At 69.3% G+C, this 11,549-nt stretch carries 6 protein-coding genes and 1 pseudogene; 2 read left to right on the top strand and 5 right to left on the bottom strand.

Features of this window, described 5'->3' with window-relative positions; translation table 11 throughout:
- Window positions 1-365 (top strand): annotated as a pseudogene (locus B118_RS32120) (hypothetical protein); the annotation flags it as partial.
- Window position 366: 1 nt separating this feature from the next.
- The gene (locus B118_RS0102125; RefSeq protein ID WP_026270394.1) at window positions 367-1,047 is read left to right on the top strand and encodes a class F sortase; all 681 of its coding nucleotides are present in this window, start codon (window positions 367-369) and stop codon (window positions 1,045-1,047) included.
- Window positions 1,048-1,102: 55 nt separating this feature from the next.
- On the opposite strand, the gene B118_RS0102120 is transcribed toward B118_RS0102125, so the two are convergent.
- From B118_RS0102120 to meaB, 5 genes are all read right to left on the bottom strand, one after another.
- Window positions 1,103-6,160 (bottom strand): NAD-glutamate dehydrogenase, encoded by a 5,058-nt coding sequence (locus B118_RS0102120; protein ID WP_018809975.1) that lies wholly within the window; start codon window positions 6,158-6,160, stop codon window positions 1,103-1,105.
- Window positions 6,161-6,510: 350 nt separating this feature from the next.
- Window positions 6,511-7,653 carry an arginase family protein gene (locus B118_RS0102115; protein ID WP_027647204.1) on the bottom strand — a complete coding sequence of 381 codons (1,143 nt, stop codon included), beginning with the start codon at window positions 7,651-7,653 and terminating at the stop codon, window positions 6,511-6,513.
- Window positions 7,654-7,716: 63 nt separating this feature from the next.
- The gene (locus tag B118_RS0102110) at window positions 7,717-8,619 is read right to left on the bottom strand and encodes a tetratricopeptide repeat protein (RefSeq protein ID WP_018222877.1); all 903 of its coding nucleotides are present in this window, start codon (window positions 8,617-8,619) and stop codon (window positions 7,717-7,719) included.
- Window positions 8,620-8,732: 113 nt separating this feature from the next.
- Window positions 8,733-10,421 carry a coenzyme B12-dependent isobutyryl-CoA mutase large subunit gene (locus B118_RS0102105; RefSeq protein ID WP_018222876.1) on the bottom strand — a complete coding sequence of 563 codons (1,689 nt, stop codon included), beginning with the start codon at window positions 10,419-10,421 and terminating at the stop codon, window positions 8,733-8,735.
- Window positions 10,422-10,485: 64 nt separating this feature from the next.
- Window positions 10,486-11,523 (bottom strand): methylmalonyl Co-A mutase-associated GTPase MeaB, encoded by a 1,038-nt coding sequence (gene meaB / locus B118_RS0102100; RefSeq protein ID WP_018222875.1) that lies wholly within the window; start codon window positions 11,521-11,523, stop codon window positions 10,486-10,488.
- Window positions 11,524-11,549: the final 26 nt, after the last annotated feature.

Genomic DNA, 11,549 nt, shown 5'->3' with positions numbered 1-11,549 from the left:
GCCACGACTACAAGGGCCACGACTACAAGGGCCACGACTACAAGGGCCACGACTACAAGGGCCACCAGGCGGCTGGAGACCACGGTGACCGGGGCGGGGACCGCTGGGAGCACAAGCGGGACTACGTCTACTACGGCGAAGCCATGGTTGACCGGAATGCCAAGCCGGGTACCTACAAACTCGAAGGCTCGTGTGGCGAGGGCGAACTGGTCGTCCTGCCGCGGGGCGGTGTCGCTGGTGGTGACGGCGGCATGAGCGCCGGCACCAACTTGGGCCTCGCCGCCGGTGGGGCTGGTCTGGTCGGCGCGGCCGCCCTGGGCGGTCTGGTGCTGCTTCGCCGTCGGACCAATGGTTCCCTGGTCTGAGGTGACGACGACCCGGGCCGGTGGCCGCCACGGATTCTCGTGGCGTGCCTCCGGCCCTGTCGTCCTCGTTCTGCTTGCCCTGGCCGGCTTCGGCCTGATCGGGGCATCGCTTCCGGATGGTCCCACGGCCCGCCCCCCGCAGCCTCCCGCGCTGGTCAACTCCCCAGTCGGGGCAGCGGCCACCAGCCCGGAAGCCGCCCAGCCTGCCCCCTCCGGCCGCCCCCGCTCCGCGCCCAGCCAAATCGTCATCCCCAAGATCGGTGTCCACGCATCGATCATGAAGATCGGGACCAATCCGGACGGTACAGTTGAGGTACCCCCGCTCGATCAGGCGCAGCTGGCCGGCTGGTACGAGCCGGGAGCGAGCCCGGGCGAGATCGGCAACGCCGTGATTGTCGGACACGTCGACTCGGCGGAGCTTGGTCCCGCGGTCTTCTTCTCCCTCGGTGACCTGCGACCTGGCGACATGGTTGGCGTGGTCCGGGAGGACGGCGAGCAGGTCGACTTCACCATCGAGTCGGTGCGGTCCTATCCGAAGAACGATTTCCCGACCGAACTGGTCTACGGCCCCACGGACCAGATCGCACTACGGGTGGTGACCTGTGGTGGCGTCTTCGATGAGGCGGCCGGCGACTACCCGGACAACATCGTCGTGTTCGCCACCCAGGCCCACGCCAAATGACCCAGGGATCGGAGGTCCCGGCGGCCGTGCCGCGGCCGCCGGGACACCACCCGGGTCAGGATGCCGCCGAGGTCCGCACCAGGGTTCGGATCTGACGCAGCAGCACCGACAGGGCAGCCAGGTCGGCACGGGACTCGTCGAACTCCCCCATCGCCCGCTGGGCACGGTGGATCGAGGTGGCGTTCGACTGCTCCCACTGCTGCACCCGCTCCACCGGTGGCAGATCGCCTGGGGTACCCCCCAACACCTCGGTGGTCAGCGCGGCGAGCGCGGCGTACAGGTCGTACCGCAGCGCCATCCGGGCCAGTGTCTGCCACCGGTCCTCTCGCGGCAGCAGCGAGATCTTCGACAGCAGCGAGTCCACCCGGAACCGGTCCGACAAGACGAAGTAGACCGATGCGACTTCGGACACGTCCCGTCCGCTGCTCGCCGCAGTCTCGACGACGTCGAGCAGGCCGAAGCTGTACATCAGCCGCACCGTCTGCTGCGCCAGGTCCCGCGGTAGTCCCTTGGCGACCGTAGACTCGATGTGCGCCGCGATCGCCTCCCGCTCGCTGCCGTAGAAGAGCGTCTCCATCCGGGGTAGGAGGTGGGCGACCCCGTCACGCAGCCGCGCGATCTCCGCCGGCACGTCGATCGGAGAGCGGCGGTTGGTCACCAGCCACCGCACCGCCCGGTCGAGCAGGCGCCGGAAGTCCAGGTAGACGTCGGTCTGCAGGTCAGGGGCGACTCGATTGTCCAGCTCCTCGACGGCGTTCCAGATCTTGCGCAGCCCGAACACCTCGCGGACCACCACGTACGCACGGAGTACGTCGGCGGCGCTCGCCCCGGTCTCCTCGACCACCCGGTAGACGAACGAGATCCCGCCCCGGTTGATCGTCTCGTTCACCAGCATGGTGGTGACGATGTCCCGACGCAGCCGGTGGCGGGACATCCGGTCGGCGAACCGCTCCCGCATCGGCGTCGGGAAGTAGTTGACCAGCAGTTCGGTCGTCCACTCCTCGTCGGCCAGGCCTTCCGCCAGGATCTCCTTCTCAAGCACGATCTTGACGTACGCAAGCAGCACCGCGAACTCCGGCGCCGTCATCCCCGACTCCATCCGGACGGCCAGTTCCTCGTCCGGTGGCAGCGCCTCCAACGCCCGGTCCAGGGCACCTGAGCGCTCCAGGTCAACAATCATCCGCCGGTGTACCGGCAACAGCGACGGCGCCTGGGCCTGTGCGTTGCTGATCGCCCGCGCTTGGTCGTAGTTGTCCCGCAGCACCAACTCGGCGACCTCGTCGGTCATCTCGGCGAGCAATTTGTCCCGCTCACCAACGGTCAGTTCCCCGTCGGCGACCGCCGTGTTGAGCAGGATCTTGATGTTCACCTCGTGGTCCGAACAGTCCACCCCGGCCGCGTTGTCGATGAAGTCGGTGTAGATCCGACCACCCGCCTCGGCGTACTCGATCCGGCCGAGTTGGGTGCAGCCCAGGTTGCCCCCCTCACCGACCACCCGGCAGCGCAGGTCCTTGCCGTCAACCCGAATCGCGTCGTTGGACTTGTCCCCCACCTCGACGTTGGTCTGGCTCGAGGCCTTGATGTAGGTGCCGATGCCGCCGTTCCAGAACAGGTCGACCGAGGCGGTGAGGATCGCCTTCATCAACTCCTGCGGGCTGAGCTGGGACACGCCGTCCTCGATGCCGAGCGCCACCCGCACCTGAGGCGAGATCGGCACCGACTTCGCGGTACGGAGGAACACGCCGCCCCCCTCGGAGATCAACTCCGGGTTGTACTCCTCCCACGTCGACCGGGACAGGTCGAACAGCCGCCTGCGCTCCACCCAGGAGGTGGCGGCGTCCGGATTCGGGTCGAGGAAGATGTGCCGGTGGTCGAAGGCGGCCACCAGCCGGATGTGCCGCGACAGCAGCATCCCGTTGCCGAAGACGTCACCGGACATATCGCCGACACCGACCACCGTGAATTCCTCGGTCTGGGTGTCGTGCCCCAACTCGCGGAAGTGCCGTTTCACCGACTCCCAGGCGCCGCGGGCGGTGATCCCCATCTTCTTGTGGTCGTAGCCCGCCGATCCGCCGGAGGCGAACGCGTCGCCCAGCCAGAAGTTGTGGGCCGTGGAGATCTCGTTGGCGATGTCGGAGAACGTGGCGGTGCCCTTGTCCGCCGCGACCACCATGTACGGGTCGTCCCCGTCGTGGCGAACCACATCCGGCGGCGGCACGATCTCGCCGCTGACGATGTTGTCGGTGGCGTCCAGCAGCGCGGAGATGAACTCCTGGTAACAGGCCACGGCTTCGTCCCGGTCGCCCGGCTTCTGCTTGAGCACGAAGCCGCCCTTGGCGCCGACCGGGACGATCACGGCGTTCTTCACCATCTGCGCCTTGACCAGACCGAGCACTTCGGTACGGAAGTCCTCCCGCCGGTCGGACCAGCGCAACCCGCCCCGGGCCACCGGCCCGAAACGCAGGTGCACCCCCTCGAACCGGGGCGAGTACACGAAGATCTCGAACCGGGGCCGCGGCGCCGGCAGGTCCGGAATCGCCTGCGGATCCAGCTTCAGGGCAACATACGGCTTCGGCCGCCCGTCAACGCGCTTCTGGTAAAAGCTCGTCCGCAGGGTGGCCTGGATCAGCGTCAGGTACGACCGAAGGATTCGGTCCTGGTCGAGGCTGGCCACGTCGTCGAGCGCGGCACGCAGCTCGGTGACCAGCTCCCTGCTCTGCTGCTGACGCTGCTCGGCGCTCGTCGAGCCCGGCGCGAACCGGGCCTCGAAGAGCCGCACCAGCAGGGCCGCGATCCGCGGATATGCGATGAAGGTCGACTCCATGTAGTCCTGGGAGAAGACCGTGCCCGCCTGGCGCAGATACTTGGCGTACGCCCGCAACACGACCACCTGCCGCCAGGTGAGGCCGGCGCGCAGAACCAGCGCATTGAAGCCGTCCACCTCGGCCTCGCCCCGCCACGCGGCCGCGAAGGCGTTCTCCACGTGCGGGCGAACCTCGGCCAGCTCCTGGTGCCCCTCCGGCAACCGCAGGCCGAAGTCGTACAGCCAGATCCGACCGTCGATGCGCTCTACCTCGTACGGGTGCTCGTCGACCGCCTTCACCCCGAGCGAGTGCAGCACCGGCAGCACCGCCGAGAGCATCATTGGCTCGCCGTACCGGTAGACCTTGAACCGGACGTCCATCGACTCGTCGCCGCCGGCCACCCGACTCGCCGCACGCGGCGCCAACTGCTTCCGGAACAGGTGCATCTCCAGTTGGCCGGGCTCCTCCAGCAGCTCCAGCTTCGCCAGGTCCTTCATCGCCTCGTACGGCGTGTGCCCGTCCTTGTAGCCCTCCGGGAAGGCGTCGGCGTACCGGGAGAAGAGATGCTTGGCCTGCTCGTCGCCGAGCTTGCGCTCCAGCACCAGCCGGTAGTCGTCGTCCCAGAGACGAGTGGCGTCGGCCAACTCTTCGGCGAGCAGGTCGGCGTCGATATCCCCCGGCGGCTTGGTCGGGTCGGTGCGCACGATGAAGTGCACCCGAGCCAGCATCGACTCGGTAACCCGGGTGGTGTAGTCGACCCCGACCCCGTTCAGCTCCCGCAGCAGGATGTCCTGCATCCGCAGCCGGTTCTGGGTGGTGAACCGGTCCCGCGGCAGATAGATCAGGCAGGAGATGAAGCGTCCGTACGCGTCCCGGCGCAGAAACACCCGCAGTTGCCGGCGGCCCGCCATTCGCAGCACACCGATCACCGCGTGGTAGAGGTCATCGGTCTTGATCTGGAACAGCTCGTCGCGCGGATAGGTTTCCAGGATCTGCAGCAGATCCTTGCCGGAGTGGCTGCGCAGACTCAGACCGGACCGATCGACCACCTCCGCCACCTTGCGCCGTACCACCGGTAGTTCCTGCACGCTGGTGCGGTACGCGGCGGTGGCGAAGAGACCGATGAACCGACGTTCGCCGACCACCTCGCCGGCCTCGTTGAACACCTTGAAGCCGATGTAGTCCAGGTACGCGGATCGGTGCACGGTCGCCCGGGAGTTCGCCTTGGTGATGACCAGCAGGCGCTTCTCGGTAACCCGCTCGTGCGCCTCGGGCGTCATCGACGACAACGCCCGGGACTCCGTGGAATCCGAGCGCAGGATCCCGAGGCCGGTGCCGAGCACCGCGCGCAGGGCCTGGCCGCCTGTCTCCCCCTCGGAGTCCACCAGGCGATACTCCCGGTAGCCGAGGAAGGTGAAGTGGTCGTGGGCGAGCCAGCGCAGCAGCTCGACCGAGTCGGTGATGTCCTTTTCCGGCACCGGCGGCCGGTTCTCGCTGTTCCGCGCGGCCGCCAGCTCGTCGGCGAGCGTCAGCGCCTGCTGGCGCATCCTGGGCCAGTCCTCGACCGCCTCCCGCACGTCGGTGAGCACGCGTTGCAGCTCCCGACGCAGGTTGTCCCGGTCCGCCGCGTCCCGGACCGGGTCGATCTCGATCCGCATCCAGCTCTCGACCAGGCCACCGGTGGTCACCTCGTCGGGCTCCACGTCGGCGGCCACCTCGATCAGCCGGCCCAGCGGCTCGCGCCGAATCACCAACAACGGATGGACCAGCAGGTGCACATCCAGGTGATGCGAGTTGAGCAGGGCTGTCACCGAGTCCACCAGGAAGGGCATGTCGTCGGTGACGATCTCGACCACCGAGTGGTGCTGGTCGGCATCCGGCTCGTGGATGCGCAGTTTGAGTTCGCCCGGTACCCGCTGCTCGGCCAGTTCCCGGTGGGTGCGGACGGAGTCGAGCATCTCCTCAGCCGTGAAGCCGATCAGTTCCTCATCGGGTGCGAACCGCCAGTAACGGCGAACCAGCGACGCCGAGTCGTGGTCGTCGCCGGCGAGCGCGATCGCCTGCGCCACCAAGCGCTCCGCGTTGGGTACCGTTTCGTCGAAGTCCGAATCCTCGGCGTCCTCCCCCAGGGCATTGGCGGGCAGGCCCAGGTCGTAGATCGAGTCAATGCTCGAACCAGTCAAGCCGGTCATACCAGTCTCGACGTCACCGAACCCGTCGGAATCGGTCGCCGAATCGAAGTTGTCGTCCCGGCCGGTATCAACCTGCCGGAGGTCGGGTCCCGGTTTGGTAGCCGGACGCCGGTCCATCGGTGCCACTCCCCTCGACCCACCACGTCGTGGGTCACTCTGCGCCCAGCCTAGGCCCTGCCTATCCGCGCCTTGGTCGGCGGACCATCATCCGGACGTCCGGTTCGGGACTGCCGTCTTTCACCTACTGCGATAGGGGTCGACCCACCCCCGGGTTACCCCGCCTCCGGATATTCATCACCCAATCGGAGCCGGTCTTCGGCGTCTCGGCCTCCAGCTGGGGGCGGGCCCGGAACCGGGTGCCACTCCTCGGGACACCCCCGCAGCACGGCTGCGGGCTGCCCGAGGCGGCCGACTGTGGGCCGCGAGCTGGTTGGTCGCCTCCCGGCCGGCGGGCGTCTCCTGGCGGCCTACCGACGCCCGGGGCCTGCCGGCGCCGTCGGATCAGCGGGCACCTCGGGGTCAACCGGCACCTCGGGAGCAACAGGCGCCCCCGCGCCGGTCAGCGGCTCCGGCGGCTGCGCCACCTTTGCCGGCCCGCCCCGGTTGACGAGGAGAGCCGGCTGCTCCGAGCTCCGGCGGCGCTCCGACCCCCGCCGGGGTAGGGCGACGGTAGGCCGCCGGGGCGGGACCGATCCCGGCGCGGCGACCGGGCGGAGGCCCCCGACCAGGGTGTTAACGATCTCCGCGGCGTACGAACCGTCCGGGTCGTAGTCCGGGTCGAAAACGGTCAGCTCGACGCCGAGGCAGTGCGGGGTGTCGACCAGGCCGGCAAGCAGGCTCTCCAGTTCGGCGAAGGCGATCCCGCCCGGGTCGGGAGCGTCAACGGCGGGCATCACAGCTGGGTCCAGCACATCCACGTCAACGTGCAGCCAGTAGCCGGCACAGTGGGTGAGCTGGTCGTGTGCCCACTGCGCGGTGCGGGCCGCACCCTCCGCGCGCAACGCCGGCACTGGTCGGGTGGTGATCCCGGCAGCTTGGAGGTCGAGCCGATAGTCGTCCTGCGCCCGGATGCCCAGCACCACCACGTCGATATCCCGAAAGTACGGCCGCCGGCCTTCAATAGCGGTCAGATCCAGCTGACCGCGACCGGTGACCAGGGCCAACCCCTCACCGGCGGCCGCGCCCACGTAGGAGGCGTTGCCGGGGTGCCGAAAATCCGAATGCCCGTCGACGAAGACGAGCCCGACCCGACCCCCCACCGCCGCACCGAGCCGGTTCATGGCCAGCGCCGAGCCGAGCACGACCGAGCAGTCCCCGCCGAGCACCAGCGGAAACTCGCCTCGATCTATGACCGCGCCAATCCGGTCGGCGAGCGCCACCGAGTAGTTGGCTATCTCATACGCGTGACATACGCCATCGCCGGGCCGCCAGTCGCCCGGGTCGTACCGGGACGGGGTCAGGCAGCCGGCATCCCGGGCCCGAAGCCGGCTGAGCAGGCCCTGGTCGCGCAGGGCGCCAGGAGCCTTGCCACAGCCCGGCACCGAGGTGGCGGTGGGTGGGCGTAGCCCGAGGTTGGTGGGCGCGTCGAGGACGGCGATCCGGCGCGTCATGGGCTCCCGTCCTCAAGCTCGTGCGGGCCGGTCGGCGCACCGGCCCGCGCCGACATGACTGGATCAGAACAGGGCGCTGGCCAGTGCCCGACGGGCCAGCGCCACCGCGGAATCGTCGGGGCCGGCGATGGTGAAGAGGCCGACCAGGTGCTGACGCACCTTCTCGCGGTCCTCACCGGCGGTGCGGCGAACCAGCCCGACCAGCCGTTGGTAGGCCTGCTCCGCCATCCCGCCAAGCACCTCGACATCGGCGGCGAGCAGCTGGGCGTCGATGTCGTCGGTGGCCGCTGCCGCCGTGGCGAGCACCGCCTGCGGGTCGGCACCGGCGGCCCGGCGGGCCAGCCCGACCTGGGCCAGCCCCGCCTCCGCCGCGGCGTCCGACGGCGTCTCGGCCAGGATCTTGCGGTACGCCTGCTCCGCCGCGTCCAGATCACCGTTGAGCAGCGATTCGTCGGCCTCGTCCAACCGTGGATCGGCCGTCTCGGCCACGCTCGCGCCACCAGCCTTGAGAACCGCCTGGATCCACTGCCGTAGCTGCGCCTCGGGCACCACCCCGGAGAACGCGTCAACCGGCTGGCCGCCGACCACCGCGTACACCATCGGGATGCCCTGCACCCGGAACATCTGCGCCAGCCGGGGGTTGGCGTCCACGTCGACCTTGGCCAGCACCCAGGCGCCGCCGCCCTCGACGGCGAGCCGCTCCAGCACCGGCGAGAGCTGCTTGCAGGGTTCACACCATTCGGCCCAGAAGTCGACGACCACCGGCGTGCTGAGCGACCGTTCGAGGACCTCGGCCTGGAAGGTCGCCTCGGTGACAGCAATGACGGGGGCAGCGCTCCCAGGGCCGTCATCGGACGGGCTGGACTGGGCAGGCGCGGGGGCCGGGGAGGGTTCGGGGGTGCGCAGCGCGCTGAGGTCTACCGCGCCGCGGGTAAAGATCGACGGGGTGATCCGTGGGTCGCTCATGGTTACCTAGTCTCGCACGGGTGACGCCAATCCCCGCCCTTCGGTGACGCCGAAGGTCACGGTTCTCACGCAGGTCACCACACCTCCCCGCCGCGCCTACGGGATACCGGCCATCAGAAGCGAGCCGGCTCGCGGTAGACGCCCCACTCGAGGCGCAGCGCGTCACAGATCTCGCCCAGGGTCGCCTCGGCACGGACCGCATCGAGCATCGCCGGGATCATGTTCCCGCTGGTCCGGCTGACCGCGACCATCCGCTCCAACGCCGCGCTGACCTCGGCATCGTCCCGGGCTGCCTTCCGCTCGCCGAGGGTGCGCCGCTGTTCCAGCTCGACCTCGTGCGAGATCCGCAGGATCTCCAGGTCCTTGGCGACGGTGCCGGTGTGGCAGTTGACCCCGACAATCTTCTTTTCGCCCTTCTCCAGCGCCCGCTGGTAGGCGAACGCCGCCTCGGCGATATGCCCGGTGAACCAGCCATCCTCGATGCCGCGGAGGATTCCCGAGGTCATCGGACCGATCTCGTGCGGTCCCTCACCGCCGAGCTGCCGGATCCGGGCGAAGATCTCCTCCGCCTCGGCCTCGATCTTGTCGGTGAGCGCCTCGACGTACCAGGAGCCGCCCAGCGGGTCGGCCACGTTGGTCACCCCGGTCTCCTCCATCAACACCTGCTGGGTCCGCAGGGCGATCTCTGCCGACTCGTCGGTGGGCAGTGCCAGGGTTTCGTCGAGGGCGTTCGTATGCAGCGAGTTGGTGCCGCCGAGTACGGCCGCGAGGGCCTCCACGGCCGTCCGGACGACGTTGTTGACCGGCTGCTGCGCGGTCAGTGAGACCCCGGCGGTCTGCGTGTGGAAGCGCAGCCACTGCGCCTTCTCACTGGTGGCACCGTAGACGTCGCGCAGCCAGCGAGCCCAGATCCGGCGAGCGGCACGGAACTTCGCGACCTCCTCGAAGAAGTCCACATGGGAGTCGAAGAAGAAACTCAGGCCCGGTGCGAAGACGTTCACGTCGAGGCCGCGGGAGAGGCCCAGCTCGACGTAGCCGAAGCCGTCGGCGAGGGTGTACGCCAGCTCCTGCGCGGCCGTCGAGCCCGCCTCCCGGATGTGGTAACCGGAGACGGAGAGCGGCTTGTACCGGGGAATCTCCCCGGCGCAGTACTCCATCAGGTCGCCGATCAGGCGCAGGTGCGGCTCCGGGTCGAAGAGCCACTCCTTCTGTGCGATGTACTCCTTGAAGATGTCCGTCTGCAGGGTGCCGTCCAGGCGGGAGAGGTCGGCGCCCTGCCGCTCGGCAGCGATCAGATACATGCAGAAGACCGGGACGGCCGGCCCGGAGATGGTCATACTCGTCGTGACCCCGGCCAGGTCGATGCCGTCGAAGAGCACCTCCATGTCGGCGGCGCTGTCCACCGCGACGCCGCAATGCCCGACCTCACCGAGCGACTGCGGGTCATCCGAGTCACGGCCCATCAGCGTGGGCATGTCGAAGGCGACGGAGAGCCCACCGCCCCCCGCGCCCAGGATCATCTTGTAGCGCTCGTTGGTCTGCCGGGCGTTACCGAAGCCGGCGAACTGCCGGATGGTCCAGGCCCGCCCTCGATACCCGGTCGGGTGTAGGCCACGGGTGTACGGGAACTCACCCGGCCAGCCGATCCGCTCGAAGCCGGGGTGGTCCACCCCCTCCGGCGGCCCGTACACCGGGGCGACAGCCATCCCGGAGAGCGTGGTGAAGTCGGCGTCCCGTTTACGCGCGGCATCGTAGCGGTCCTGCCAGCGTTTACGTCCAGCGGCGATCTCGTCGGCGTTCATCCGCGGGGCTCCTCCTCGGGTCTGCGACTCCACCTCCGAGTGTAGATCCTGCCCTGAACGATCGCTAAGGACGTTTGTACCGGCCGGTAGGGTTACCGGTGTTGTCGCCGGCGATCTGGGTGAGGAGCTGGTCAGCCGCCCCGTACGGGTCGAGCGAACCCGCGGCCACCCGGGCAGCGAGCGTCGGCAGCTCGGTGCCGTCCCGCAGCGAACCGATGCGGGCCCGCAGTGCGCCCAGCGCGATCGCCTCCACCTCAGCGGCGGCCCGTGCCTCCTGACGACGGCGGAGTTCGCCCCGCTCGACCAGCCAACCCCGATGCTTGTCGATCGCCGCGGCGACGTCGTCGATCCCCTCACCCCGTACGGCGACAGCGCGTACCACCGCTGGCCGCCACTGCCCCGGCCCTCGTTCCCCCAGTGCGATCATGCCCTGGATGTCCCGGACCGTGGCGTCGGCGCCGTCCCGGTCGGCCTTGTTGACCACGAACACGTCGGCGATCTCCAGGATGCCGGCCTTGACCGCCTGGATCGCGTCCCCCATTCCGGGCGCGAGCAGCACGAGCGTGGTGTCCGCGAGCGAGGCGACCTCGACCTCCGCCTGACCCACGCCAACCGTCTCCACCAGGACCACGTCACAGCCGGCACCCTCCAGCACCCGCACCGCCTGCGGCGTTGCCGCCGAAAGCCCACCGAGGTGCCCCCGGCTGGACATGGAACGGATGTAGACGCCGGGATCGGTGGCGTGGTCCTGCATCCGGACCCGGTCGCCGAGGATCGCCCCACCAGTGAACGGGCTGGACGGGTCGATGGCCAGCACGCCGACCCGGTGTCCCCGGGAACGCAGCGCCCGCACCAACTCGTTGGTGGTGGTCGACTTACCCACTCCGGGCGAACCCGTCAGGCCGACCACCTGGGCCTGACCCGCGTACGGGGCGAGCGCCGCCGCGATCCGCGGCAGCGTCTCATCCCCGGATTCGACCAACGTGATGAGCCGGGCGACCGCACGGGGATCACCCGCGCGGGCCCGCTCAACGAGCATGGGAATGTCCCGGCTGCGGCGCACCGGCGGCCCGGCCGGGACCTTGTTGACGGCGTCAGTCATGGTGCCTTTCGTTCCCAACCAGGAGG

It is taken from the genome of Salinispora pacifica CNR114 (assembly GCF_000514775.1).
GTDB lineage: Bacteria > Actinomycetota > Actinomycetes > Mycobacteriales > Micromonosporaceae > Micromonospora > Micromonospora pacifica.
The sequence above is the reverse complement of the archived record's forward strand: the minus strand, read 5'-3'. Positions and strand labels throughout refer to the sequence as shown.

Coding starts and splice junctions, on each gene's coding strand:
- B118_RS0102110 (WP_018222877.1), bottom strand. CDS start 8,619: ATGAGCGACCCACGGATCACCCCGTCGATCTTTACCCGCGGCGCGGTA.
- meaB (WP_018222875.1), bottom strand. CDS start 11,523: ATGACTGACGCCGTCAACAAGGTCCCGGCCGGGCCGCCGGTGCGCCGC.
- B118_RS0102115 (WP_027647204.1), bottom strand. CDS start 7,653: ATGACGCGCCGGATCGCCGTCCTCGACGCGCCCACCAACCTCGGGCTA.
- B118_RS0102120 (WP_018809975.1), bottom strand. CDS start 6,160: ATGGACCGGCGTCCGGCTACCAAACCGGGACCCGACCTCCGGCAGGTT.
- B118_RS0102105 (WP_018222876.1), bottom strand. CDS start 10,421: ATGAACGCCGACGAGATCGCCGCTGGACGTAAACGCTGGCAGGACCGC.